This window comes from Paenibacillus sp. Lou8.1 (genome assembly GCF_024213565.1).
Classification (GTDB): domain Bacteria; phylum Bacillota; class Bacilli; order Paenibacillales; family Paenibacillaceae; genus Paenibacillus; species Paenibacillus polymyxa_B.
The window spans coordinates 254,139-280,656 of the sequence record NZ_JANAVN010000002.1; the positions used below are offsets into that span (position 1 = coordinate 254,139).

Below are 26,518 nucleotides of genomic sequence, written 5' to 3' on the forward strand. Positions count from 1 at the left end.
CGAACATATGTTCCTTACAAGGGCTTTTGTTTTCTACTTCTAAGACTTTTGTGCTAGAAAATTATTCCTAGGTCATATATACTAATTTTACTATAATATTACCAATAGATAGGGGTTATGTAATGACTGCAATTGCTGTGATTGCTTTGCTGGCTTTTTTTGTGTTTTTTGTTTTGTGGGCTATAGCTTTAATAAAAAAGAACGGCAAGGCTAAGAAAATGTTTCTCTTTGGTTTAGCTGCTTTCCTAGTATTTATTATTGGAATATCAGTCGCTGATACTCAGAAACCAACCGAAACTAATTCCAAACCGGTAGCTACCACGCCTGTTAAAGAGAACAAAGTTACTACTGAACCAGTTCAAAAGGAACAGACTGATGCTAAAAAAACATTGATAGACACATCGCTTCCTTTTGATAAGTTTTCATCTGCTCTCTTTGCATTGCCAGTATCCAAGCAAGGGGAAGCATTCGACAGTGTAAGAAATCAAGTTGTTTCATGGTCAGGTGTTGTTATTGAAGCTGGATCAAGCAGCCTTTATGTCTATGGTAAACCAGCAGATTACAACGGTGAATCATGGTCAGATATTAGCGCTGAAAAGAAAAAACTCGGGGATGTTATTGTTGTAAAAGTTTCAGATCGTTCAGAATTAAATGGTCTTAACCAGGGGGATATAGTTACCTTTAAGGGTGAACTTGGTTCCCGTGGTGCTAAGGGAGAAGCCAATTGGAAACTATACAACGGAAAAATAGAGGGTCGGACAGTAGCAGAATCGCCAAACCTCGGAACCATTACCAAAGCTAAATATAACAAGATTAAAAATGGAATGACTTATGAGGAAGTTGCGAAAATTATAGGTGGTCCCGGTGAGGCTCTTTCAGAAGTTGGTGAAAAAGGAGACGAATTTTATACTGTAATGTATTCGTATAAAGGTGAAGTCGGACCTGGTGCAAATGCCGTTTTCACATTCCAAGGCAACAAACTACAAGCAAAAGCACAATTTGGTCTCGAATAAAACAGCCCCGGAGCAATCCGGGGTTTTAATATTTCTATAACCATTATGACTATTGTCAACAGAGGTAATTCCATTGCCTGTATAAAATGAATATGATAACATAAGAATAGAAAAAGGGAACGGCTACCACCGCTCCCTTGTACGACTTACCGCTATAAGAGCGGTCAGCAATTGAGGTTTGATCCAGAAATAGACCGTATCCTCGCCAGGGCGGTCTATTTCCGTTTATGGAAAGAAAGTATCAGAATCACCAACGTTGCGAATTGAATCATCAACATCAGCGTGTCTTTAACTTCCATGGCGTCACCTCCCTTCCGGGAGATTAGCCGACCACCCTTTATAGCTGTTTTGTCGCACAATCCAGATTATACCACAAACAAGCCCTAGGTAGGTCCCGAGACTTGTCTAATCAATAGAATTCAATTTTCAACTAGTGTTCCAGACGCTTCATCGTCTAAGATTTTGTAACCACTGTAAGGACAGATATATTTTCCTACCTCTATAAGACCTCTCCTTATTATGTATCTATTTATTGTTCCGTTTGCAAGTATGAGAGTCCTTCATTACTTGTAATTAAAAGAGATACTCAACCTAAAGAGTATGTTAACTTAACCTTTGTGAACTACTTAAAGCTCCCTTGCTACCACATTTGCTCATGATGACTTCTATTTTTCCATTAATTTATTAAATATCTCTCTATCTTTGGAGGTAAAGTCGTTAATCCGTTTCTTTTGCTCGTACGTGTTGGTACTTGAATCCAATTTAATGAAGCCATTTTCACCAACCACATATACGATATTTTTTTTTATCTTATATGACACAATATTATCAACAGCATTTTCCAGTGGATCAGCAAGATGATTATAAAGTATTAAGGGGTCGTGCGGCCCTCCTCTAAAAATTTGAAAAGTCCCGTCACCAAAATATTCTACGGTATCTTTGCCTGATGGATATTTATACTTCGTATTATCTCCAGAACTCACCAGGAAAATTAGAGTAGAAGTTGTAACTAGTATAGCAATCAAGATAATGATGTATCTACGCTTCATCTGCAATTCATACCTCACTTCCAAGCTTTTCTTATATCAGTTACTGTAACATAAGATGTATACTCATTGAGCGTTCCCCATGATTCCATTAAATTTGTTAGATTGGCCGCAGCCCAACCAAGTTTGTTATCCCCAGTAAACATTTGTTTAAAATTATATTCGAAATTATATACATCATAATATATTGCAGTAATTTTCCATTGCCCGTGAACGTAATCTCCATTTATTTTATAATACATGTTATGAAAAGCATTATATAAATCTCTATTACTTTCTAGCCCCTCAGATCCATTATATGAAAAACTTTTAACTTTATTAGCGTTAGCTTTTTTGACTGCGGCATTAACTATGGCGATGTGCTCTTTAGATTTTTTAACTTGCTGCGCCTCGTATGACCATTCGTTAAAGTTTAAATTTCCTGGTTTGTAATCAAGTGAATGTTTAAGTAAATTGGCTGTGATGTCCCCGTACTTTTTTCGAGCTATAGGAACAGCTACTAATGTAAATGCTTTACGATCAGGATAATGTATTACATTGTCTGTCGAATCTTTTACCTTCTCTACGCCTCGTACCCAAGTCTTTTCTAGTTCTACCATAGGATTTTCAAACGGAAAAGTAATATTTCCTGCATATACTAACGTATTCTTACTATATGCACCTTCCAGTACTTTTTGCGAGACATCAGACTGATCCTTTTCTCTTGTTTCCTTAGGTTCTAACTGAGGACTGTATTGAATTTTTCCCAATTGATCTTCTTTTTGTTTTAGAACAAGTTCAAACTCAAGGATCTCTTTACTGGTATCAATCTGTTCTTGATACTTAACTACATAAGCGTGTGTAAACGTAATATCTCGGATTGTGTTTTCATTTCTAACGATTTGGATATTACATTTGCGATAGTAATCCTCACTATCAGGTTTATATTCTGTATTTGCCCATGTATACAGCATGTTGGAATTATCCGCATTGCCTATAACTGAAGGAAGCGAATGAAGCGGAATTTTGCTTCGAATATGTAGCGAATGAGCCAAGTTTGTAGACTTAGCTGAAAGGTTTATGGAACTATTATTCTTATATGTAAAGCCAGTGATTTCACCTTTTACAAACTCAATTGGCTCACCACCGGATTTGCGTTCAATTCTTAATGAAATACTCATTAAAATAATCTCCTTTGTTAATTTAATCTGGTTTTGTAGGAAAAATTTATGAAAACTAATTTCCAAATATTAATATATACGAAAAATATTAAATAGTAAACATATTTTCAACGTGGTAAAGGACGACAATTGAGTTTCGTAACCTCGGCAAATTATATGAAGAAGCTAAAACGAAATATAATCCAGCCTAACACAGGCCTGTTAAAAACGATAAAAGCTCCGCCGACCAATTAAGGTTAGCAGAGTTTTTTGATTTATTTAGAGTATTCACTTACCTCAAACGTTAAAATACGATCATACAGCATATAGTCCTTACGGCTGCTGAACGGACCTTTATTGTTATCGTGTTTATTAATGGCATATGAAGCCGATCCAGAACCAGCTTGCTTGCTTTCGTACCACGAGATAAAGTCCTTAACCTCTTTCATGCTCAGATCAAATTCTTTTTCTAAGCCAGATGTCATAGTGACCACCAGAATTGCACGCTCTCCAGTAGTTGGCTCTGGGGCAGGTTGACTACCTCCTCCTTGTGGAGTTGCCGAAGCTTCATTGGAGTATTCAGAATCAACGCCATTCACCTTAGCACTTACAATAAAGTAGTACTTCGTTCCGTTAGTTAGACCGGGAATAACAAAGTTTCCATATGCATCTTTTGTTGCTGTTACTGTTTCCGTATACTTACCAGACTCAGTTCCATATCTGACCGTGTAGCTTTCAGCGTCTTGAACCTGGTCCCAGTTTAAAGTAGCCTGACTATCATTTCCAGTAGCATTAAGCTTTATCGAAGCCTCATTATCCACAAGCATTCCATCTTCATTGATATCAATCGCATCTAAATTTAACAGTCCATCGGCACTTTCTAGCTTAATCACTACTTCATGAATCGCATTAGTCAAAGCTTTCTTCTCATAAACGAGTGTTTGTCCAGCAGTCTTAGAATATTCACTAAAATACTCAACATTTCCATCTATCGAGATAACGGCTCTTTTAGTTTTAGAATCCCAATTATCTGATAGAATTCTCAATTGTGTACCTTTAAAGGAAAAAGAAATGTACGCATCGGTATCCCTTGTTTGATGTATGGCCCCATCGGATAGTTTGATCCCATCTTTGAATAGATACCATGATCCATGATATTTGATGAACTTATGAGCATCATCGTAACGATGCCAGCCCTTTTCATAAGTATAAAGATTCTGACCTAATGTAGCTGCATAGGAACTTGAGTTTAAAAACGTAACCATTACAAACAGAAGAACTCCAAACAAAATACCAAATTTCTTAGTAAAACCGATCTTCACAAATATTCCCCCTAAGTAATCTATTGAACAGTAATTGACTACAATGTATGTTACCCGCAAATGGACAGACCGTTGTTCATGAGATCGTCTTCGTTCTGGTTCGTTGGGTAGGTACCAACAATTTCTATAGAAAAGACGATCTTTTCCCTACCATTTTTCAGGCCTGGTGTTGCATATTATTTAGTATTCACTTACTTCAAAAGTCAGAATGCGATCATACAGCATGTAATCCTTGCGACTGCTAAAAGGTCCTTTATTGTTATTATGTTTATTGATCACATATGAAGCCGATCCAGAACCAGCTTGCTTCCCCTCATACCAAGCAATAAAGTCGTTCACCTCTTTCATGCTTAGGTCGAATTCTTTTTCCAATCCTGTTGTCATGGTGACTACCAGAAATGCACGGTTTCCTGTTGGTTGCTCAGGATCAGTTTGACCTCCTCCTCCTTGTGGAGTGGCAGATGCTTCGTTGGAATATTTAGAATCTACTCCATTAACTTTAGCACTGACCACAAAATAGTATTTTGTTCCGTTGGTCAGACCTAGAATGACGAAGTTTCCATATACGTCTTTTGTAGCTGTGGCAGTTTCAGTATATTTGCCTGATTCTGTTCCATATTTGACTGTGTAACCGTCAGCTTCTTGAACCTGACCCCAGTTTAATGTAACTTGACCGTCTCCAGGGGAGGTTACAAGATTCATGGGAGTGTAGATATCAACCAATTTTCCATCAGTATCTATTGCATCAAGCGAAAATATATTATTTGTGCTATTCGTAGTTAACTTTACTTCATGAACAGCGGGTTGTAGATCTAAGGCTTCAAACACAAGTACTTGATACAGATTTGCAGGATTATTTGGATTATATGTCGAAACTTTGCCATCAATTTCTATGGTCACATTGTTTACCCTATTGGTCCAATATAGATCAATAATTCGCAATTTAGTTCCGTAGAATTTGAATTTTATGGCATTTGTTGTTGCTCCAGATAGTTTCATATAGTGACCTGTTTTTGCATAAACACTATTAGGTTCATTTGTAACATATGCCCATCCATTACCTTCATACTTAATGGCAGGATCCATATCGTCATATCTTTCCCAACCTTCTTCGTGGGAAGTTAATCTCTCACCGATTGATGCTGCATACGTATTTGAATTTAAAAATGTGACCGTTACAAGTAATAAAGCTCCAAACAAGATACCTATTTTCTTTATAAATCGAATTTTCAATATTTTCTCCCCCTATAATCTATTGAACAGATACTAAGGTAATATATTCCTCAAAGCATGTCTAAACATAAACTTGCTGATTTATAAATATAATCAATATATTTGCATATTTATTTTTTATTGGATATAAAAAAGGACTCATGCCAGCTTCTATACTGGTTGAGTCCTTGTTTTTATTTCACGATAAATCTTACCTTTGTACCATCAGTATACTTATCTAACTGATGACTTACCCATGATCCTGCTCCCCGGTTATCACTAGGGGTTATGTATCGGATATCAGCACCTACTCCACCTTCAGCACACATTGCCATAGGCCATTCATCGCGGTCATATCCTTTTTTAGTCGGATAGCCTTTTAGCGACTCCTTCCTGTTTTCCTCCGCTCCATCCCTATCAATAGTACATACAGCAGAATGTCCGGCTGCTATTGCATCTCTAATATGTGCTCCGGTTTCAGGGTAGCGTGAGCTTGGGAAATCCAGAGTGTACTCAGTTGCTGCTTGTACACTTCTCGAAACAGGTTCTGCATAAACACCTTGTACGGAAAAGATAGACGCCAGTAAAAATACAATTAATCCTCGCGCGATTCCTTTTATCATATGACACCTCCATAGTATTTAAATCTTCTCTATACTAATTGGAGAGTCATGTCGAAGTATCGCATATGTTGTCGCATAATAAAAAGACTCTTACCAGTTTTCTGGCAGAGTTCATTACTTCGGAAATTAAAAACCACATTTAAACTTATTTTTGAATATATAGTCATTAATGTTTAGACAACCCATATAAAAGTTGCTAAACTCGCATAATAATAAATGCTTAAAGGAGAGATTAATTTGAAGCGAGTTATTACGTCATTATTGCTACTGGGATTTTTTACTTTAATAAGTATTAGTTCCTCGGCATATGCTGCTACAAAAAACGTAGTATGGGAAAAGAGCAATTCTGTTTCAGTCACCGTAAATGAAAATGGAACCAAAGCAAATGTGGGAAAAACCAAAGGAAAATGGTATTGGGAAGTAACAGTAAATGCTCAATCAAATGCCTCGACAGGTATCGGTATCGTTGGTGAAGGTAAAATATATAATGGAGCAGGTGCATCAGCTCTTCAGAATTGGATGTATTATGCTGCAAACGGAAACACTTATCCGGGTATAGTTTCTTCTGGAAAAACCTACACAGTTAAGGACGTTATTGGTGTGGCGTTAAATATGAGTGATGATAAGATCAGCTGGTATAAAAATGGTGTACTCGTTCATACAAGCACCTTTAAGCCGAGCGATCTTCCAGGAGAGATTGTGACTCCTTCGATCACAGGTGGAACAACTGGTAGCTTTTCGTTTGATGCAAATTTCGGTGCAACTCCGTTCACGTATAGCATTCCAGAAGGGTTTCTCCCCTACCAACAACCTGAAAATTCATTAACTCTTTCTGCAACAGGTAATGAAGAAAACATTCAATTGAAGTGGGATGGAATACCGGGAGTTACGACTTATAAAATTGAAAGAGCGCTAACCCCTGGAGGTCCGTATGAAGAATTAGCCTCTGATATTTCTGGTACAACTTACACTGATAATAAGGTTGAAGAAAACACTACCTATTACTACGTAGTTACAACAAATATCTCATCCACGGATCAAGTTGTATCAAATGAAGCTAGTGCTACTACTTTAAAGAAATCCACGCCTGATCCGTCTGAACCTACAGATCCAACCGAACCAACCGAACCATCACAACCAACTGGTGACCGTGCTATTCTGACTGTAACAATGGACAATGGTTTTGATAAAGAATTTGATCTAAGTAAAAAAGAACTCAGTGCATTCATTGCTTGGTATGACGCTAAAGATGCAGGTAGAGGTCCTTCATTCTTTGCCATTGATAAGCACAATAACAACAAAGGACCATTCAGTAATCGCAAGGACTATGTTATATTCAATAAAATACTGACGTTTGAAGTAAGCGAGTACTCAACTAAATAAACAACAAGAAGGACTCTATCCCGCTATATGCCACTAGAGTCCTTCTTTACATCTACTCTAAATTCAAACTGATCAACGAAAAAATTCCTGCCGACCAATTAAGGTTAGTAGAGCTTTTATTCATGGTGTTTGAGTTACTGATTGTTATCTTTTAGTTTATTGATTGTGTTTTTATATGACTCCATATTTTGCCTGAAATCAACGAATGCTAAGCTAGGTTGAATCTTTCTATTTCTAACCGCTTCGAATTCGCTAACTTCTCCATTTCCTGTAGTAGTAATCTCCGGTTCTGGTTGTTCTGTGCTTTCAATAACAAGTCTATAGGTGAAATTTAGATTATGGTATGCAGAAACCAAGTTACTAAACGCTTCACCAACTACTTTATCATCTTGCCACTTTGGATTTAGTTCTACTAACTTTTCATTCATCGGTTTAAGAATTTCCACCTTGGATAACGCTTCTTCATAGGTTACATTATCAACCATTGTATTGATGCCATCTCCAAGCGACTTTAGTTTTCTATACATTTCTTCTGTATCTTTTGTAAAGTCATCAATAACTTTCTTGTTCTCGCTTTTTTCCTTCTTTTCTTTTGCCTTTTTCATCAGCGCAATTGCATCTTTATTAGTCGGTTCTTCTATAAGTGCATTATCAAGGTTTTTAATGGCTTCATTGTAGTTGGCATTTATCAGTGCATCTTTACCCTTTCTCATATACGTGTCAAATGAACTGTCGAAACATCCTGAAAGTAATAGCGCTGAAATTATAACAGTTATTATTGGTTTCATAATTTTCATCTCGCTTCTTTATCTATTCATCTATATTATCGTCATTTCCCACTATTCCTTTTGGTAGCATTTACCCATGACCCGTTGATACCTGGGTTACTGGAACGGCTACAGGGTCGCTTTAGTGGTCTTTACAACGTCTTGTTGTACACTGCTTCCAGCTAATAGGACTGTTATCAACACGGTAAATATCCATTTAAACATATGTATTCCTCCCCCTGTAAAACAGAAAAATACCCCACCAGCGTATGCCAGCAGGGTATCACCGATGCTTTCGGATTGCACAACGGTGCTTCCGTATGTATTGTTATCAGCATAATACAATTGGACTATTTTGTAAATATATATAGAAAAATATTCCTAGGCCTGATAGACTATATCAAGAACTTTTGTAATCTTTGGATATAAAAAAGATTGATTATTCGAGAAAGGAACTGCAAACATGAATGGTTTATCACTTACTAAAATAGTTGGAATTTTTGGTGCTGTTGTTGGAGGAGCTTTAGGGATTTATATCAGTTCGTATACTGATATAGTATGGCTAAGTTACATTATAAGATTGTTATTTGCTGCCCTGTTCGGCTCTCTTTTTTCTTTTCTTGGTTGGTACCTAAACAAAGAGGGCCTTTTAGTTAACATATTTCAATTTATAAATTTATTAGTAGGCCTTTTATTATTCTATTTATTATTTTGTGTAGTTTCTTTTATAGTGTTGTCTTTTACACATTTCTCTAAAGAACTTATAAATGTCTATGGAACCTATGTTCCAATCCCCTTGTCCTTTTTAGCAATAATAATATATATAAAAAAGAAAAAAATTAATTTCAAAAAGTCGTATGATACAACAGAAGACGATATATATTATTAAAAAAAGCTACCCTACCAGCAAAAGCGGTAGGGTATTTGCTTTACCTTACTCCGTAGTTACAGGCGTTTGAACAGCTTCTATCGGCGCTGAAATAGGCTTAGGTTCAGGTTGAACTAGAGCACCTGGCGCTACCTCTCTTGTAGCCTGTGCCAAGAAATCATTAAGCTTTGCAGCCAGGCCAGATACAGCTTCTTTAGCTGCGGCCTGTGTCGCCTCTTCACTTGGCTGAGCTTCGGTAGTCAGCACTGTCTTTGTCTTAGCCTTATACTCCAGATATGCCTTCTCAATTGCAGACCTTAACTCTACTTGGGATACTACAATACCTTGACTGGTAAGAGTAAGTGAAGCATACTGCAAAGCCTCCTGAAGCTTACGTTCTCCTCCAGCTTCTTTAAATGCTGTTTGAGCAAGTGCAAATGCCTCTCCTGCTACTTTATGGATTACCTCACGTTGTGCTGCCGTTGTACGCGCTTCTAGCCACACGTTAACCTTAGTTTTGAGTTTATTCAGACCTCCTAAAACAAATGCTGTAAGCACACCCGCAGCGGCTGTGACGATGGTATTTACGTAAGGTTGTACATTTTCAATAATGGTTTGTGTTTGCATGATTATTTATCCCCTTTCAATTTCAAAGCAGCGATTTTATTTTTGGCATCCCATGAAACCTCAGCTCCGTAAGATTCTGCAATTAGCCGGAGTTGCACGTAAGCTGCACCTTCAACAAGTTGCACAGACTGCAATTTACGACCGTCCAAATACGCCACCTTATTGGAGTTATCCCAATTGCAAGATACCCCAAGAGCCGTAGCCAAGGCCCGCAGGGGCACATGAGTTTTCGAGCCAAACAGCAGCGCCTTTCCCAGCGTCTTACCACCCACCTGGAACACAGAATCTTTTACGGACTCCTTCTTCAGTGCAGCAGTTCCCTTACCGAACCGCGCCCGCAGCTCGTCTACCGTGCCGTTGTACTCATTCAGATCCACCGGGCCAGCGATGCCAGCCACCTTACGTGTGCCACCAGCCGAGCCATCGCTATACTGCCAGAAATCCCAGCGTGACCAACCAGATGCGCCAGCCGGGACCTGTGTGGCGCTGTAACGGGCAATCCACAATGGGTAATCTGATAAACCGCTGAAATTACCGATGAACGAAGGATATGTGTACACGATTGGTCGTACTCCAGTAAGCCGCTCAACTTCCGCCAGAAATGTCCTAGCTACGGCTGTAAGCGCCGCTTTGCTTAATCCGGACTTGTTGGACTCATAATCCATAACCGGCGGCAGATCGAAGGCCGTGATGCCTCCGGCTGAATTAATGGCGCTCACAAAGTTTGCAGCTTCCTTTCGGGCATCCTCTGGCGTTTTCGCAGAATCGTCTAAATAGTGATAGGCCCCGACCAGGACTCCGACAGCTCGTGCAGCCTGTGCATTACCGATGAATGTTTTGTCGCGGTATAACTTACCCTGACTGGCCTTAATAAAGGCAAAGGAAATGCCACTTGCCTTGACCGCCTTCCAATCAATCTTTCCTTGATAACGGGATACGTCTATTCCTTGGGCATTACCTTTTTTCCTTGCTTGCATCTTCCCTATCCCCTTCCTGACTTCCGCTTTTACTTTTTAGAACCTCAACCGCTTGTCGGATCACTGGTGGTATTGGCGCTCCAAGCCTGCCCCCGTTTTCCAGAATCGAAAGCAGCTCATTTGCCATATAAAAATAGGCGACCGCATCCCGGAATAGGTGCGAATCGCCTAAAACTCCATCAATCAGATGGGATACTGCTACCATTGCAAAGATAAATACCTTTCGAGCGATACCGATAAGACCAATCTTGCTTTTCAAACCGGGTCCGGTTCCCTTCTTACCTTCAGCGCCAGCCGCGAATAATCCAGTTACGTAGTCAATAATGACCAGAGCAAGTAACACCCCCAATACTCCCGACCACCCACCGTAAAAATACGTCACAGCGCTACTTCCTAAAGCAGTGCTGAACTTAAAAACCTCCCACTTATCCACCTTGCTTCCCCCGTCTCTTTGTTCAGGAAACTTTTCCTGAGCTATCATCGTCTACTTTCTGTTCCTTTTCCTCTTGGGCCTGTATCTCTGCTAATGCATTTCCTACTGCTATATCCAATCCCTCAAGTATTTCTTTACGTTTATGTGGTTGTGAAGCAATTACAGCAGAAATGATATCAGTCAAATCCTCAATAGGTCTGGTTAGATCTAGTTGTATATCCAATGTGGATTTTATCTTTGCCACGGGTTTCATCACCTCCCTCGGACACAAAAAAAGACACCTTTAGTTAGCAGATGCCTTTAATTGCTCCTTATTATAAATTTTCACAAGCCATTCACGGCCTAATTGAGTAAATCTACGGTGATAGATCACTTTTCCGTTATCAAGAACTTCTTGTTTGATTTCAACATAACCACAATCTGCGTATCTGCTGTACAGTAGCCATGTATCATTCTGTCTGAATTGAATCTTTCGATTGCCTAAATCATGGTTAAGCGCAATTGCTGACTTAAATCCGAGTTCCTTTGCAATCTCCGTAGCAGTATAGGTCTTGTTAACGTGCATCAGAATTGCATTTGTTCTTTCAGCCTCTACTCTGGCAGTGCGCTCCTCTTTGAGTCTAGTCAAAAGTTCAATTCCGAAGTCAGGATTGTTTAGTATTTTATCCATTACGTCATCTGTTGCATAAACACCATGTTTTTGGATCGAAGGAAGAATATCTTCATATAACCAATCTTGAAACGTTTCAGCCTTGGATTGACCAGATTGTCCAAGTACACGATTCAAAGCAAAACTTGTTATAAAAGCCTCTCCTGCATTATTCATTTTTCGGACATTCCGATTCAGAATGTCCGAATTCTTTACTCGATATATATGAGATTCTTTGCAGAATTTCAATACATTATTAGTCGCTTTCTCTCCTTGGTACTCCAGGATTGAAGCAACATCTTTTGCACTTATTAAAAAGTCACCTTTGAAATCAATTCCTACGTCTTCCCTTGTCAGTATTGTCACTTCATGCTGATTTTCAAAAACAGCTAAACCATTATTCATCCCTTTTCACTCCTATAATTTATTTTGAGACGCAAAATAAGCCCCTGATTTATCAGAGGCTTTCATACTTATATCTTAAATTGGTTCTAGTGCTATAACGCTGCGGATTTTAAGAGAAACAGTGTTCTATTTATCCCCAATAAACGCCAATACAAAATCACTACAGATATTAGAGTTACAGAACAATTTATGGTAATATTAAACTATCAGCTGAAATTTATTAAAGGAAACAACAAAATGACTAAAAGTAAACTTATTCTCTTTATATTGTTTTTTTACATAGGCTGGACAATTAAGGAACTAACATTCCATCCAAAAATATCTGATTTGAATCTTTATTTGATATCATTCTTAATAAAACTGATTTTTTGGATCGGGCTGGTAGTCATTTATTTCGTATATATCGATCGAGTAAGGTTGCAACAAATCATTGACTACATAAAATTAAAACAAAATATTATCAAGGGAGTATTTATTGGCGGAATTATTGGATTATTATTGGTAGTAATCGAGGTTACTATCTTTAATGGTTTTAGATTTGACATAGGAATCAGATGGATCATTACACCATTAGCGGCATTTTCTGAAGAAGTGGTGTTCCGAGGATTCATTATGAATAAACTAAGAGACCATCGGGTAAAAGGAAATAACTTTATACAAGCCATACTTTTTATGGGGGTACACTTTCCAATAGGTATTATTTCAGGATATTCACTTCTTAACTATGTGACCATATTTCTCGTAGGATACATTCTTGGATTTATATATAAAAAGACTTCTTCGATATGGGCTCCAACGATTGCACATAGTGTCTATAATATTCTTATTTATTTAAGGCAGTGAATTTACCTATTCCTTTTAAGGTGGCAATCATTATTGCACTATCGGAGAATGAGAACTCAATTGAAAAGGATGGATAAGAATGTGGAGAGATGCCCAACATGCTTGGAACCCAAACCAAAAGGACATTAGAATATGGGCATACAGCGATATGAAAATACCGGACCAGGATTGGGAACTAGCTGTGAATAGCTTTGAAAACATACCCATGATATGCAGCTTTGTCGATGACGAAAAATGCAATCACATTCCTTTTTTTCTAAGTAGTCTTTATGTTTTCACTGGTGATGTTGTTGAATCTTGAGAAGAGAAAGGTATTAAAGAATTATCCGTACTATTAGAAAAGGTGAGCACCTTCGCTAAGACTAAGGAGCTTAATGTCTGGATTGAACGCTCAAAACACCTTATACAACATCCAAGGGATTATAATTATGATTATTGGGGCTTGGGATCTAAGTATGTGTATAAATAAGAGTAAAGACCTCTCCAGAACGGAGAGGTCTTTCTATATATCTCTGTTGTATTTTATTTAATACCTTGGTAATACTTATTTTATTTCAATGCCGCTATAGCTTTATTTATTTCTTCTAGTTCAGTCTTATATTTAGCTATATTTGTTTCAGCTTCTTGTATATTTTTCTTCGTTTCTTCAACATTTTTTTCTCTGATTTCCGCAAACTTATCTGAAGTAGATTCTGTCTTCTTAGAAGAAATCTCAAGAGACTTCACCATATTTCCCTTGTCACTTTCTGTATCTGCTACAAATTTCTCAAGTTCAGTTTTCCTCTCTTCCAACTTAGAAATAGGCCATCCTTGGTATTTACCTGAGACAGTTTTCACTTCAGCATTTGCTTGTTGTGAAGAAGAATTATTCGATGAATCAATTTGAATTGTCTTTCCATCCACTTTTAAGTTCACTCCTAAAGAGTCGGTTACAGCTCGCAAAGGTACGTGCGCCTTCCCGTCAACGACTATGGCATTTTCGGAAAGTGAATTTCCATTTACCTTGACTACATATTCCCCAGCGACCTTCTCTCCGACTAAAGATTTGATTTGATCCGCAAATGCACTGCCAGCCGTAGCAACAACCGCACCAATCAATACACCACTAAGCAAATAAGACCATTTCTTCATTAACCGTACCTCCTGCATAGTATATATGTCCTAATATTACCATCGGCAGAAGATACAGTAAACATCATGTTGTCGAGCTACTAGAACTTCCGCCTGCTGGAATATTGACGGTGACTACCGTTCTTCCTTGACTGTATAGTTTTAAATTTCTAGTACCCGGATCAAAAGTTGCATTAATGATTAAACCGTTAAAAAGATCGCCGCGAATTTCTCCAATTTCATTTTGTAAACTGGTCAATTTGTTCTGAACGCCTTCAACGGCACTTATCTTTAGTCCGCTTACTGTCGCATTACTGAAATCTACTTCACCGTCAAAATAAACCATGTCATCTGTGGATTTGATATAAACTCCAGCCATATTCCCTAAATGGAACCCATCTGAATCTCCGTAAGCCGATCCTCTTGGACTTCCGTTATCCATAAACAAAAGAGCAGCACCATCATTATACTGACCTAAAGAAATGGACTCCCCACCCCTTGAGTTATAAGCAGTCAAGCCATTGGAGTTTATCTCTATTCGTCTGCCTTCCTTGGCTGTACGGAATAAAGCTCCTGTAATAATACCGCCCTCGATCTCATTACCGATTAACTTACTCCCTCGTATGGTACTTGCATTAACTGTACTAGCCCTAATATCTGAAGCGTTCATTTCTGAATTGTCAATTTGGCCTGTGAGCTTGATTGATCTAGCTACTACATTACCCTGCATATCTACCCTGAACGGTGCAATAGTATAGTCGTCATTTCCAGCACTTATTCCGTTGGTATTGATTTTGGTTACGTTATCACCGCTACCAATAACCAAAGATACAAAGTTACCCAGTTGCCCGACAATCTGCTCGGCTACCACCCCACGCGCTGTAATAGCTGTTCTTGCCGTTTTGCCTCCATCTGTTGTCAGAACAACACCGTTTGAAGTCATAATGACCTGGTTCAATGCGTTGGTTTGATCCTGCAAGACGATACCGCGCTGATCGTATTTAATTTCTGTTTTGGAATTATCAATGTCGATCACGGCCTGCTTTGCAAAGGATTCAAACACTTCCGTTCGGATCTTACCATTTGAAAACAGATTATTGATAATATTCTTACTCCGCTCCAGATCAGAAATGATATCCGCATAGTCACGTAAATTGACATTGGATATGGTAGGCTCACTGTGCTTGTCTTTGCTATACGGATACTCTGTAAGTTCTGTAATTCGGGCTTTGAGTTTGTTCATATCCATAGCCGGGTCAATGCACATTACATTGTCGCCTAAAGCTGGTTTAGGTTCAGTATTGTCTATTTTGAACAGGTCCGCCGTCGATACGGTTACCTCCAAAGTCACGTTTTCCTGTTCAGCAAGCGCCTTACGTGTAGCCTTTAGCAAGTCCTCTGGTTCCTCTATGTCCTGTTCAATGATTTCCCCATCGTAAAAAGGAACCGACTCGCTGGCCCAATATTGAGCATAAGGTGAAATTAAATAGTTAACAGACAGCTTCCCGTTTACGATCGTTCCCGGCACACCGGAAAGCAAACTCCGCTCCTCGTCCGTCAGTTTGGACGCATCCATTCCGATAAAAGTTCGTCCGTCCTTCATCTGAGCGAACATCCTGGTCACCAAGGACTCGCCTTTATCCTTAAAGGAACTAGATACGATATTCTTCTTGAGTCTGTATTGAAGGCCACTATCAGTCCCAATCTTTTTTCTCAGGTTGATTACAAAGTTGTCCGGCTCAACTTCACACTCGTACATCTGAATGATCTTGTTGAGAGCTTCCAAACATGTACCTCGCCCGAAATCCTTAACGTCATGCAAATCAAAAGTATCGTGAATCACGAACTTGAATTTCCCAGCCGTAGCTGCCGTAATTAGATCCGTGAGTTGATTAATATGGATACCATAGGCTTCTGCAATGTATGAAGCATAAGGAAACTTGTAATCATTAAGTTTGAACATGATGTGGTTGCAGTAGATATTTGCAGTCAGCTTTTTTCCCTCGCGTGATCGGCTACGAGACTGAATGACATAAAATTGGCCACGCTCGTCTCGAACGTGACCTTTGATTGCTATCTTCTCTCTATAGTCTTCGCTGGTCATCGGGACCATAAAGGTTAATTCATAGTCGCTGTTGATCCTGCGCCGCCGCTGAATGTCATAAGAGTCCACTAGCGTTCCAACGCGCCGCATATTCTTATCAAACACTTGCATAGTTGGAGTAGGCATAATCCACCTCGCTTAATATAAGTATTTATCTCGGTGTGTAATGCGGAACAAGACCGTCCTGCCTGTCTCAGGGTCCGTCCAGGTCAGGTTGTTGTTACCGAGATTCAAATCGAAAAAGTCGCCATTATACAAATGGGAAACATTCTGACCATTCCTAGTAATCTTGAATTTACCAGAATCAATGACAATGACTTCTCCCGGCTTGAATGCGTCTGTAAATTCGATGAAATCCGTATGGAACTTGGACAGCTCCGCCGACATCCTTCCTTCACCGGACATAGGCACAACCTGCGCTAAGATTTCACGGATATACACAGCATCCGTTATACGTCCCTCGCCCGACATCGGTACAGCTTCCAAGGCATACTCACGTACAAAATCAGCCTGCGCCTGACCTTCACCAGACAGATTAGCCGCTGCTGTCATATCTAAATTAAAGTCCAATATATATTCAGTGATCGTTCCCGGCTCCGTAACGTTAAATGCCGTAAGGTTAAAAGCATTATCACTTTCAGCTCCGTCCGTCTCTACCTTTCTGGAATACATCTGCCCGCTGCCGGATAAAGAAACAGAGAGGTCTATTACGTTCCCCTCTGCATCCCCTGTATTAAATCCAAGGCTATTAAATCCACCATTAAACATAGCGTCCTCCTATCAGGCAAGGAAAAATTCCCTGAAAAATGAAATGACCAAACCCATCAAACGGATCTGGTCATTTCATTTTAGTTTTTAGATATTACAAAATTATTTTTTGAAGTATTTCTGTCTCTTAATTTCATAAATGGTTTTTCAATATAAGTGTTAAGTAAATAGGCTACCCCATAAACAACCACTATGCATAAAATAAGAATGAAAGCCCGCGTTAAATTAGACGAGTCAGTCATATACTTCTGTACGGCAATAAACAACTCATAATGTACTAAATATACAGCATAACTTGTTATGCTTATATATGTTACTGATTTATAAAAAGCAGAGTTAATCGGAAGCTGATTGATCCACTTGTTACTTTCTAATGAAATTATCATAATCCCGCTTACCACGGTAATAACACTAAAAAATAAAGTCCTTCCAAAAAAGGAATGGTTCATATAATCCTTACCAGCTTCAAGATAAAGTACATAAAACAAAGCACAACCGACCAGCCCCACAATTGATGTTACTAATAAGATATTGCTCTTTTTCTCGATCTCGCTATAAAACTGTTTGTAGTAGGTTTTTACTCCAGCTAATATTACGCCGAATAATAAAGCGTCAAATCTTAAAAATATTTGTTTTCTAACTCCAAAGTCCCATGTCGGCTGATACATTTGTACATAAATTATTCTAGTTAAAGTGATAACTAAAATCGCTGCTATACAAACTGAGATAAACATTCTGCCTCCGTTTTTTGGCTTTAGTGTTCTGAAAATCAGAATCAATAATAGTGGGATGATTAAATAAAACCATTCTTCTATTGCTAGGCTCCATGAAACAGGCATGAAATTCAAATGAGAGGCATTGAAGTTTTGTAAGAATATGATATTGCTCCAATGAAAGTCTTTCCCTAATAATACGAGCATAAATGTCACAAAAAAGTAAAGTGGTAATGTACGCATCCAACGTCTTTTATAGAATGTTACTAAGGAACCCCAACTGTTATCAGTAATTAGCGTGTCTATAATGATTCTACCAATGAGAAAACCGCTAAGGACAAAAAATATTTCAACTCCAATGAGGCCATTATAAGACAACCATTGCAAATCATATTTCCCGAAAAACATTCTACTGTGGCTTACTAGAACCATTATTATAGCAATGCTCCTTGCCACATCCAAGCCGAAATTCCTCAAAAAAAGTACCCCTTTTCTGATTTATACTTGAATTATACCATGTATAACGGGTACTAAACGATTGTTTTATCATCCGGATCAGCAAGAAAACTAACACCTTCAAGAGACGTCCATCCAGCTCCAGAAGGCGATGGGAGAACCTGTCCAGACATAGCGGCTGGTGAACTGCTGTCATTACCCACTATGTTAAGCCGTATTGGACTATTTTCTGCCCAAACAATAAAATTGCAACTGTATTTAGGTCGATATCCTTTCTTCAGTTGGAATATATATTTTGAAATATCATCGACATTCGCATTCTTACAGATACCCGAGAGGTGAACTCTTCCATAATTATCTTTATAATATCTTGGTGCTCTATCGTGTTCTGGATCAAACAGACTCCAATTGTTTGCAAGCTCTGGCTTGATAAAATTATTCTTAATATTGGAACGGGTTAATAATTCAAGTTCGCCAATTTTTAAATTTTTCACTATAACTACTTTATTCTCCGCTCGATCATTGAATAAATAAACCCCGTTATACTTGCACATGCCTTGTGTCGAACCAAAAGTAGGCGGAACAATTGTTTCAACGTAGGAAAAAGTATTATTCGTAAAGGTGAATTTATCAATTCCACCTGCGAACTCACCCCCCTTGGCATTAGGCCCGTGCATATTTGCGTATAACGCTCCATTCTCCCAAAAGATACCCTGATATCCACCATAAGCTTTGGCGGTTGTTGGCAAAGGGTAGCTTTCTAAAAGCGATAATGTTTTACTGAACTTCTTGATTACTTGTTGGTCGTGATAACTAACCCACAAGTATTCGTCATGGTCTATAATGCACTCTGCCGCTCCAGCCCCGATATCTGTTGCGCTAATTTCATCGAATCCATCATCGTAGGTTTTATATTGAACAACTTTAGATTCATAGGGTATGGCCCCGCCTGAATTTAAATTATAGACCGTTATATATAAACGGCCGTTAATGAAACTTATATCACCAAAAGACATGAATAAACCGCCTGAATCCTTACCCGTATATGCATTTCTTTTCTCATCCACAAAGTTACCATACATATCATAAACACTTATAATGTTTTCATCGTCCTGAATGCCACTTTCGGGATTGTCAGTAACCAGATAAATATACTTGCCGTCGGTACAAACGCCCTGCCACGCCCGAAAAGGAGCATGCGCAGGAAAAGACAAAATCTCTGGAGAGATAAGTTTCAAGTCACTTTCCATGCGTTTATTGGTTGCATCAAGTTCACTGATGTTGGTCTGTGCCGCTTTCCAGTCAGCAGCTGTAAAATTACGTGCAATTCGTGTGCCAACAGGCCATGCCCTCGCTACGCCTTCATATCCACGCACACAACCTTTCAGAACGTTATCCTCTACGCTTGTATATGTGATTGTTTCTGCAACATCTCCGTTGCCCAAAACCGCAATACCCTCGCCTTGCAGCAGCACGGACGCATCAGCCACTGTGATTTCAGTCTGCGTGTCTGTAACTAGCTCTGTCAGTTCTGTTTTCGGTGAATTAACAACTGGTGGATACATTTTTTCCACGCTTCACACCTACCCTTCATCTACTTTTATTTGCCCAGCAAGAAACCGAAGCGTGTCATTGGTCTGCACCGTGCGCGGTGTTTTGACTGCTCCATGGTATACAAGGTTTCCCCCGGTTGCCGCCGTGCGGATGCCGATATGAGTAATCAGGCCCCAATCTGCTCCAGCGATAGGGAAAGAGACATCACCCACGCTGGAAGTAACGGCTCTACGATCCACTATAACTGGTTCTGAGAACGTCACAGCACGGCGCGTATAGCCTCCACCGCTTACCTCTTGCCCTGTATCCGCATCCGTAGGACTACTGGTGTATAGGGCAATGTAAAGCGTTTGAGGAGAAGCAAAGTTAATCCCCCGCAAGGCTGCATTAATACAGGCTGTTTTCCACCAGTTGCTTTTGCTCAAAAGTATGTCTGCCAATATAAAAACCTCCTACTCTACCTGGTATTCATTCGCAATACGAAAATTCCTTATGTCGTTGTTTCCAATGTTGGTAAGTACTATTACAGGACTCGCCCGTTCATCCCCTGTAGAAATAACTGACACTGTTTGTGGAGACTGTGTGATAATTATCTCTTTTATGTTCTCCTCCGACTCTGGAAACGGATGTTCACCCATCTTAATCGGGATAGTCAGTTCGCCATCCCAAAGTATTTTTTCGATATCTAATGTTCCAGCATAGCGCCCGATATATCGCCTTCCCGGTAAGTCTGAAAACGTGAATATAATATCCCCTTTTTTTGCATTAAAAAGAGCCGCCACTTGGGCGACTCTCCTATGGTAATCAAGGGTTGTATCATCTGCCATAACCACACATTCAAGGTTAATTGTCCGCGCTCCGTAAGTACTGCCAAAGTCTAATTCCCCATCTCTCTCGGCTATTTCAAGAGAATGGTCCTTTGTTGGCGGCAGCACAGGTATATTGTGAGTTTTAAGCCCTAATCCAATGGATTTAAAGGACTTACCATCTGCCGTAGCTTCGATCATTAAGACTTACCTCCCCTCGCTTGCAACCTCCGCACCAGATTATCTCGTTCAGTCCAAAATACCTTTGCTGCGGATTCGTCTTCAATATAAGTATCGCCTGATTTTATTACGAACTGATTGCTAATTTGCTGCGGATTTGATCCACCCGAAGCCATTGGCATAGAAAAGTCAGGCATAGAAAAATTAAGTTTCGGCATCTTAAAATTGATAATCTTCCACAAGTTGCTCTGTTGCTGACCATTCAAATACATTTCCCCTTCTCGGGCAATGACGGGCACCTCAGCTCCCTTTTCTCCCTGGACTATCCCTCCAGAATGGAATTTTTGAAGCTTGCCTGTATCCTTCTTAATCCCATACTTATTCCGCAGAGCAGCATTTTCTTCGTGCAACTTGGCCTTCTCAGAAGTGCCTGCCGAATACCATTTATCAATATTAGAATTGTATCGCGCCAAATCGCTGTCCTTTTCTGATATTGAGGAACCTGTATCCAAGGATGTAGACAATGAGGTGGCATTGATTTCAGCCATCTTCATCTGATAGTCAGCAATAAACTGATCCAACTGACGCAAAATCTCCGCGTTCTTCTCGGTTTCTTTTGAGATTTGGGTATTTTTCAAATCTTCAGCTTTGGATTCAACTCCATCCGAATACTCATCGTATTTCTCAGCAAGCTGATCATAATGCTGTTTTGCTGCTTCAATCTGGTCATTGTAATCCTTTTCTCGCTCGGTCTTTTCATCCTGAAGCTTTTTCTTCTGATCTTCCAGCCCTCGTTTAGCCAACGTGCGGTTATGCTCCCGTTGCATATCCTCTATGTCTTTCTCAACCTGTTTTCGCTCCGCGATTCCCTCAGGTCCAACAGCAGATTGAAGCAAGGCAAGACGAGCTTGTTTCTCAGCCATAGCACGATCATAGTCCTCATCCTCGTTGGCTGTTTGCATTTTAGCAAGCAAATCGTCTATGGCCTTGATTTTAGCGTCCTGAGCTTCGATAAAAGCTTCACGTTCCGCCTCAATACGCTTTACTTCCTCATCCCGAGTCTTTTCAAGTGCTTCTTTTTCCTTCTTGGCAGCTTCAGTAGCAGCCTTCTTCTGATCCTCCAAAAGTTGCTTCTTCAAATCGTGAACCTGCACATCAATTTCCATCCGCTGTTCTGATCCTTCTTTGTAAAGAGCCTGCATTTTTGTCCATAAATTGAGCTGATCGGAAACTGATACAGCTTCCATACTCTTTTGGTAATTGATTCGTTTTTGGAAATCGGACAGGAACTCATCTTCCTGAGCTTTGCGTTTCTCATAAATCTTCTGCTGCAACTCAAAACTTTGTTCGGCGGTACGATCCTTTGCCTTACTCATACGCATATAAGCGTCATATTCCATTTTCAGCATAGCAATCTGGCTTTGTCCCGCCATTTCCATTTTGGAAGTCTCTTTATCAATCCACTTCTCACTGTTTTGATAGCGCAGCTCATTGTATTTGACGGTTAAATCGTAGATTTGTTTGGCAATCTCTCTACGGTTAGCAGGAAGCAGATAATTTTTATTTTGCTCCTTCTTGTAGAAATCCAGACTGGTTTTAACCATCTCAATTTCCTGTTTATTGGCCTGCCGCATGCGCTCGGTTCTTCGCTCAAGATTCTCAACGTCTTCCTGAAATCTGGAATCATTCAGTTTCTGAACATCGCGGCTCCATTGCTTCATTGCATCCTTATCTTCAGATAGATACTGCTTATGTCGTTGAGCCAATCGTTTGTATCCTGCAATCTGCTGGTTTATAGACCATTCATTTCGTTCAGATATATACTTAAAGTTATCAAGATCGTTATCATAACTATCTTTTCGTGCCCCAGATGCGTCCTTAGCTGCTTTTTCAGCTGCACGTTCCGCATCGCTCTTGCCTCTTTTGCCCCCACCCCCCTTCGCTTTTTTTGAACTAGAAGAACTCACACCAAATTTAGGATCATTATATAGCTTGGTTAAAGCATTAATCTGAGTGTCGTACTGCTTCATATCTTTCTCGTATCCACTATATATTTCGCCTATATCTTTTTTGCTTTGCTCCATGTTTTTCTTATCTTGGTTTAACTGGTTCTGAAAAGGAGCATTTAGGAAAGATTTCACTCCGGTCATGTTGTTAAGTTCTTTTTGTTTATTAAAAACTTCTAATGAACTTTGAGCCATAACTCCATTCAATCTAGCTTTTAACTCAGCAAGACTTTTAATCGCTCCAGCCTCTTTAATATAAACTGCAATACGATCATCAGACTCAAGTTTTGTACTTAAACTGGAAGCTTTTTCTGACTTTAAATCATCTATAGCCTTTTGTATTTTAGCTTTACGAACAACTTCGAGTGCATTCTTTTCAAAAGCCCATCCCTCAGATGTTTTGTAAATCTCCGAAGCTAATTGAGGGTATTTGAGAATTAATTCTGCCGCAGCTTCTGCGTTCATGGACTGTTTATTGGCAAGATCATTTAAAACAGTGTTCATCTCAGAGATAGCCTTGCCATTACCCTGAATCTGCTCTCTTAAATCGGCAAGGGCTTCCTCCTGTGATTTAACACTTTCAGTTGCTGTTCCAGCTTTCCCAGCAAATTGGTCAGTTTCAATAGTTGCTTGGCTTAAAGCTACTCCTACTTCTGTTACAGATAAAGTGAGCTTGTTATTTTCTTGTTCTAACGTTTTGATTTTTTCTTCTAACTTCGCTGCATCTTCCTTAAACTCGCCTGTCCCTAAAAAATTCCCAATTGGATTAGCGATAATCTTCTTTACTCGTTCCAGTTCTTTTGTAGCTTCTGTGATTTCATTTATTTTTTGCTTTTGCTGGTCGAGTAGTTGCGATTGTTGATCTTTCAATACATTTTTTCGAGCTTCATTCTGCTTCTCGATGAGTTTGTTCAAAGCAGCAACTTGCACCTGTACAGCTTCATCGGTATAACCAGCAGCTTCAAGTTGCTTGGCCCCTTCTTTTCCAAGAGTAATAACCAGCGCCTTAGAAATCTCTTCAAGCTGTTTTTTTACCTGTGTTTCCTTCTCTGCTGAAATGCTTCCCGCTTTCATTGATTGTTCAAGTGAGCGATGAGCATTTGCCAGTTTAGGCAACAATTCAATCTGTCTTTGATATTGGCTAACCATTTGCTGCGATGCCGAGTCCTCATCCTTTAAGTTTTGAATCCGATCCCTCGCAGCTTTTTCTTCTTTACCACTATTCATCGCTACAAGCGCTATTGCACCAACAAGTAAACTTAATCCTGCTGTAGCGGCTGCTGTTGTCACAGTCGCTGTGGCTTGGGCGACAGACAATGATTTCGTAGCAACTGTAGCTCCCTCGGTTGCCACCGTTAAAGCTCCTTGTGCTACTGTAGCTCCTTCTGTAGCAGCTACCCTTTGAACTGTTGAAAGAGTTGCTCCTTGTGAGGAAACGATATTAACATTATTAGCTACCGTATTAGCGCCAATAGCGGCAGTTTCCGCGGCCTTTGTAGCCGTTAATACTTTTACAGCAGCAATTACATTCATGATCGGGCCGCTCAGAGCTTTATATGCAAGCAGTAGCCCACCAATAGCCGCGGTTCCCTCAAATACACCAGGAGGCACTTTTGTTAGTCCAATAAGTAGTTGGTCAATTGCATCCAATACATCCTTGATTGTTCTTCTCAAGCCATCGTCGCCTGCATTATTAAATATCTCAAGCAAAGAAGCTTTGGTCTGAGCTGCTTTACGCTGAATGGTATCCATCTGAACTTTCAAGTACTCCATTGTCGATCCGGTGGAACCGATAGACGCTGCTGTACCCAGCAAGATATCCCCTGCGTTTAAGGAAGCAGCCAATTTAGCGTACTGGTAAACACCGCGGGAAATATCCGCGTAGGATTTCGTAAGGTCATAGTTTTTGTCGATTACTTTGGTCGACAACTCTAACAGAATATCTTCTGCCCTTTTCCACTGCTCTGTACCATTTACAACTTCTTTTGTTTGAACTCCTAATCTCTCAATCTCTGCAACGGCTTTATCTGTACGGATCGTACCCAGAACTGTCTTCCACATGTTACCCAGGTTTTCCCCACTCAGCGCCGTGTTACGTATACCGGCTGAAATTAAGCCATTCATAAAGTCAAATGAAACGCCAGTTTCCGCCGCTATCTTACCTGTCCGTTCAAAGGCAGCTCCCAAGTCTCTAGCCGGGGCCATCGTATCATGGGCAACCTTGGACCAAGAATCCAGTACGCGTCCACCAAGCACCATAGCGTCATTGCTGTCCTTGATTTGTACACCGTACTGAGCAAAGGTAGACTCCATAGATTTCGTCGCATCTTCCAAGGATACAAGGTCAACGGTACTGAGCATTGTTGACTTGCGTACCATCTCCTGAACAACGCCTGCATCCTTATACATCCGGCCCCACAGACGTGCTGATTCGGTAACATCCATGATTTCTGAACCAAGATCATGAGCCGTCCGGATAAACTTGGTTGTCTCGTCGTGCAGTTTCTCAGTGTTCATCACCATCTCCTTAGTACCCTCGTTGTACTCAAGGAAATAATGCTCATTCGTCTGGACGTAGCCCGCCATGTTAGATTCAATGCCGACTATACCCTCTCTTAAGGCTTCCTGAACCTTATGCATAGCTGCATATGCCGTGTGGAATACAGCGGCATGGGTAGCCATATCCCCAAGCTTGCCTATCCAACTTGGCGTAATGTTAAAGGTTTGCTTCATCTGCGTTTCGGTTTGGCTTAATGAACGCCTGATTTTCTGTTCTTCCTGAAGAACCTTCTCTCGGACTTGTGCCTCCTTCTGCTCTCTGGTCCGTAAAGCATTAATCCAGAACTTCTCATAATCTTGAGCACTCTTCCTTGCTTGCTGTGCTTCCTTATCAGCCATTTGTTGTAACTTCATACGAATAGCCTGTTCTTGCATAAGGACACGTTCACGCGTCTTATCATCCGTTCCTGCCCCTGAAACTTTAGCAGCTCTCTGTCCGGTTGATGTCGCCTTATTTTGGAGGGCTTCCATCCGTTTTAGATGCTCTCGTTCCTGCTGCTCAATTGCATCCTCACGCTTTTTTACAATGGCCTGTTGTGCTCTAAGCTTCTCGTCGGTTATCTTATTAGCCTGCTCCAATTGATTCTTCCGAGCAGTATTTAATTCTGCCTGTGCAGTGCGTTGCTTAACAAGAGCTTCGGATTCAGCAAGGATCTTCTTTCTTCTTTCCTCCGCTGATAGAGCAAACTTATCCGCGCTACTGGCGAGAGACTTATAGTTCTTTTCGCTTGTACCTAATTCAGCATTCAGTATTTTAAACGATTCTGCATTGGCTCTTGCTCCATTGTCGATAACCTTGAATGCAGGTAATATCTTGCTGGTATCCAGGTTTATTCGTGCGCCTACTACGTCCTTATTTAAGTCTGCCACTTAACTCACCTCACAAATGGTTCAGGAAAAGTTTCCTGACCTGAATACAGAAAAAGAGGCATCCTGCATAATTGCGGATGCCTCT

Annotated in this window: 24 protein-coding genes; 4 read left to right on the plus strand and 20 right to left on the minus strand. The window is 40.0% G+C overall.

The annotated features are described in order from the left end of the window. Positions 1-122: 122 nt before the first annotated feature. Positions 123-1,013, plus strand: a complete 891-nt coding sequence (locus NLX78_RS03995; protein ID WP_250260663.1) for a hypothetical protein — start codon at positions 123-125, stop codon at positions 1,011-1,013. Between the two features lie 215 nt (positions 1,014-1,228). Here the strand turns inward: NLX78_RS03995 and NLX78_RS26655 are convergent, their stop codons facing one another. The 6 genes from NLX78_RS26655 to NLX78_RS04020 form a co-directional block, all read right to left on the minus strand. After that, positions 1,229-1,312, minus strand: coding sequence for a putative holin-like toxin (locus tag NLX78_RS26655; protein ID WP_223822117.1), 84 nt, complete (start codon positions 1,310-1,312; stop codon positions 1,229-1,231). Positions 1,313-1,678: 366 nt separating this feature from the next. Further along, positions 1,679-2,062 carry a hypothetical protein gene (locus tag NLX78_RS04000; protein WP_254349660.1) on the minus strand — a complete coding sequence of 128 codons (384 nt, stop codon included), beginning with the start codon at positions 2,060-2,062 and terminating at the stop codon, positions 1,679-1,681. 14 nt (positions 2,063-2,076) lie between these two features. After that, positions 2,077-3,219, minus strand: a complete 1,143-nt coding sequence (locus tag NLX78_RS04005; RefSeq protein WP_254349661.1) for a hypothetical protein — start codon at positions 3,217-3,219, stop codon at positions 2,077-2,079. Positions 3,220-3,473: 254 nt separating this feature from the next. After that, on the minus strand, positions 3,474-4,520 hold the full coding sequence (locus NLX78_RS04010) for a fibronectin type III domain-containing protein (RefSeq protein ID WP_254349662.1): 1,047 nt from the start codon (positions 4,518-4,520) through the stop codon (positions 3,474-3,476). Positions 4,521-4,700: 180 nt separating this feature from the next. After that, positions 4,701-5,753 (minus strand): fibronectin type III domain-containing protein, encoded by a 1,053-nt coding sequence (locus NLX78_RS04015; protein ID WP_254349663.1) that lies wholly within the window; start codon positions 5,751-5,753, stop codon positions 4,701-4,703. Between the two features lie 173 nt (positions 5,754-5,926). After that, positions 5,927-6,355, minus strand: coding sequence for a NucA/NucB deoxyribonuclease domain-containing protein (locus NLX78_RS04020; RefSeq protein ID WP_254349664.1), 429 nt, complete (start codon positions 6,353-6,355; stop codon positions 5,927-5,929). Between the two features lie 237 nt (positions 6,356-6,592). Here NLX78_RS04020 and NLX78_RS04025 point away from each other — a divergent pair, with 237 nt between their 5' ends. Continuing rightward, entirely contained in the window at positions 6,593-7,738 is a 1,146-nt protein-coding gene (locus tag NLX78_RS04025) for an SPRY domain-containing protein (protein WP_254349665.1), read from the plus strand. 134 nt (positions 7,739-7,872) lie between these two features. Here NLX78_RS04025 and NLX78_RS04030 read toward each other — a convergent pair whose 3' ends face one another. After that, on the minus strand, positions 7,873-8,526 hold the full coding sequence (locus NLX78_RS04030) for a hypothetical protein (protein WP_254349666.1): 654 nt from the start codon (positions 8,524-8,526) through the stop codon (positions 7,873-7,875). Positions 8,527-8,968: 442 nt separating this feature from the next. Between NLX78_RS04030 and NLX78_RS04035 the strand changes: the two genes are divergently transcribed. Beyond that, on the plus strand, positions 8,969-9,394 hold the full coding sequence (locus NLX78_RS04035; RefSeq protein ID WP_254349667.1) for a hypothetical protein: 426 nt from the start codon (positions 8,969-8,971) through the stop codon (positions 9,392-9,394). Between the two features lie 45 nt (positions 9,395-9,439). On the opposite strand, the gene NLX78_RS04040 is transcribed toward NLX78_RS04035, so the two are convergent. Genes NLX78_RS04040 through NLX78_RS04060 form a run of 5 tightly spaced genes read right to left on the minus strand, consistent with a single transcriptional unit; the run spans position 9,440 to position 12,464 of the window. Then, a complete protein-coding gene (locus NLX78_RS04040) occupies positions 9,440-10,000 on the minus strand; it encodes a phage holin, LLH family (protein ID WP_254349668.1) in 561 nt (186 codons plus the stop codon). Positions 10,001-10,002: 2 nt separating this feature from the next. Beyond that, positions 10,003-10,977 carry a GH25 family lysozyme gene (locus tag NLX78_RS04045; RefSeq protein ID WP_254349669.1) on the minus strand — a complete coding sequence of 325 codons (975 nt, stop codon included), beginning with the start codon at positions 10,975-10,977 and terminating at the stop codon, positions 10,003-10,005. Beyond that, complete coding sequence (locus NLX78_RS04050) at positions 10,955-11,458, minus strand: phage holin family protein (RefSeq protein ID WP_113050232.1); 504 nt, start codon at positions 11,456-11,458, stop codon at positions 10,955-10,957. The genes NLX78_RS04045 and NLX78_RS04050 overlap by 23 nt, the downstream gene beginning before the upstream one ends. Beyond that, positions 11,433-11,654: a hypothetical protein gene (locus tag NLX78_RS04055; RefSeq protein ID WP_254349670.1), complete on the minus strand. Its 222-nt coding sequence runs from the start codon at positions 11,652-11,654 to the stop codon at positions 11,433-11,435. The genes NLX78_RS04050 and NLX78_RS04055 overlap by 26 nt, the downstream gene beginning before the upstream one ends. 39 nt (positions 11,655-11,693) lie before the next feature. Then, positions 11,694-12,464, minus strand: coding sequence for a BRO family protein (locus tag NLX78_RS04060; RefSeq protein WP_254349671.1), 771 nt, complete (start codon positions 12,462-12,464; stop codon positions 11,694-11,696). 237 nt (positions 12,465-12,701) lie between these two features. Between NLX78_RS04060 and NLX78_RS04065 the strand changes: the two genes are divergently transcribed. Next, complete coding sequence (locus tag NLX78_RS04065; RefSeq protein ID WP_254349672.1) at positions 12,702-13,307, plus strand: CPBP family intramembrane glutamic endopeptidase; 606 nt, start codon at positions 12,702-12,704, stop codon at positions 13,305-13,307. 549 nt (positions 13,308-13,856) lie between these two features. Here NLX78_RS04065 and NLX78_RS04070 read toward each other — a convergent pair. From NLX78_RS04070 to NLX78_RS04105, 8 genes are all read right to left on the minus strand, one after another. Beyond that, complete coding sequence (locus NLX78_RS04070; protein WP_254349673.1) at positions 13,857-14,438, minus strand: 2,' 3'-cyclic nucleotide 2'-phosphodiesterase; 582 nt, start codon at positions 14,436-14,438, stop codon at positions 13,857-13,859. A 64-nt stretch (positions 14,439-14,502) separates the two neighbouring features. Beyond that, positions 14,503-16,647, minus strand: a complete 2,145-nt coding sequence (locus NLX78_RS04075) for a phage tail protein (protein ID WP_254349674.1) — start codon at positions 16,645-16,647, stop codon at positions 14,503-14,505. A 12-nt stretch (positions 16,648-16,659) separates the two neighbouring features. Beyond that, positions 16,660-17,289, minus strand: a complete 630-nt coding sequence (locus NLX78_RS04080; RefSeq protein WP_254349675.1) for a phage distal tail protein — start codon at positions 17,287-17,289, stop codon at positions 16,660-16,662. An 80-nt stretch (positions 17,290-17,369) separates the two neighbouring features. Next, a complete protein-coding gene (locus tag NLX78_RS04085) occupies positions 17,370-18,479 on the minus strand; it encodes an acyltransferase family protein (RefSeq protein ID WP_254349676.1) in 1,110 nt (369 codons plus the stop codon). A 53-nt stretch (positions 18,480-18,532) separates the two neighbouring features. Beyond that, a complete protein-coding gene (locus NLX78_RS04090) occupies positions 18,533-20,032 on the minus strand; it encodes a hypothetical protein (protein ID WP_483311668.1) in 1,500 nt (499 codons plus the stop codon). A 9-nt stretch (positions 20,033-20,041) separates the two neighbouring features. Next, positions 20,042-20,452, minus strand: a complete 411-nt coding sequence (locus NLX78_RS04095) for a phage tail fiber protein (protein WP_250268612.1) — start codon at positions 20,450-20,452, stop codon at positions 20,042-20,044. A gap of 12 nt (positions 20,453-20,464) precedes the next feature. Then, positions 20,465-21,019 carry a phage tail domain-containing protein gene (locus NLX78_RS04100; protein WP_254349677.1) on the minus strand — a complete coding sequence of 185 codons (555 nt, stop codon included), beginning with the start codon at positions 21,017-21,019 and terminating at the stop codon, positions 20,465-20,467. Then, entirely contained in the window at positions 21,019-26,433 is a 5,415-nt protein-coding gene (locus NLX78_RS04105; protein ID WP_254349678.1) for a phage tail tape measure protein, read from the minus strand. The genes NLX78_RS04100 and NLX78_RS04105 overlap by 1 nt, the downstream gene beginning before the upstream one ends. Positions 26,434-26,518 lie beyond the last annotated feature (85 nt).

Coding starts and splice junctions, on each gene's coding strand:
- NLX78_RS03995 (WP_250260663.1), top strand. CDS start 123: ATGACTGCAATTGCTGTGATTGCTTTGCTGGCTTTTTTTGTGTTTTTT.
- NLX78_RS26655 (WP_223822117.1), bottom strand. CDS start 1,312: ATGGAAGTTAAAGACACGCTGATGTTGATGATTCAATTCGCAACGTTG.
- NLX78_RS04000 (WP_254349660.1), bottom strand. CDS start 2,062: ATGAAGCGTAGATACATCATTATCTTGATTGCTATACTAGTTACAACT.
- NLX78_RS04005 (WP_254349661.1), bottom strand. CDS start 3,219: ATGAGTATTTCATTAAGAATTGAACGCAAATCCGGTGGTGAGCCAATT.
- NLX78_RS04020 (WP_254349664.1), bottom strand. CDS start 6,355: ATGATAAAAGGAATCGCGCGAGGATTAATTGTATTTTTACTGGCGTCT.
- NLX78_RS04030 (WP_254349666.1), bottom strand. CDS start 8,526: ATGAAACCAATAATAACTGTTATAATTTCAGCGCTATTACTTTCAGGA.
- NLX78_RS04035 (WP_254349667.1), top strand. CDS start 8,969: ATGAATGGTTTATCACTTACTAAAATAGTTGGAATTTTTGGTGCTGTT.
- NLX78_RS04040 (WP_254349668.1), bottom strand. CDS start 10,000: ATGCAAACACAAACCATTATTGAAAATGTACAACCTTACGTAAATACC.
- NLX78_RS04045 (WP_254349669.1), bottom strand. CDS start 10,977: ATGCAAGCAAGGAAAAAAGGTAATGCCCAAGGAATAGACGTATCCCGT.
- NLX78_RS04050 (WP_113050232.1), bottom strand. CDS start 11,458: ATGATAGCTCAGGAAAAGTTTCCTGAACAAAGAGACGGGGGAAGCAAG.
- NLX78_RS04060 (WP_254349671.1), bottom strand. CDS start 12,464: ATGAATAATGGTTTAGCTGTTTTTGAAAATCAGCATGAAGTGACAATA.
- NLX78_RS04065 (WP_254349672.1), top strand. CDS start 12,702: ATGACTAAAAGTAAACTTATTCTCTTTATATTGTTTTTTTACATAGGC.
- NLX78_RS04070 (WP_254349673.1), bottom strand. CDS start 14,438: ATGAAGAAATGGTCTTATTTGCTTAGTGGTGTATTGATTGGTGCGGTT.
- NLX78_RS04075 (WP_254349674.1), bottom strand. CDS start 16,647: ATGCCTACTCCAACTATGCAAGTGTTTGATAAGAATATGCGGCGCGTT.
- NLX78_RS04080 (WP_254349675.1), bottom strand. CDS start 17,289: ATGTTTAATGGTGGATTTAATAGCCTTGGATTTAATACAGGGGATGCA.
- NLX78_RS04100 (WP_254349677.1), bottom strand. CDS start 21,019: ATGATCGAAGCTACGGCAGATGGTAAGTCCTTTAAATCCATTGGATTA.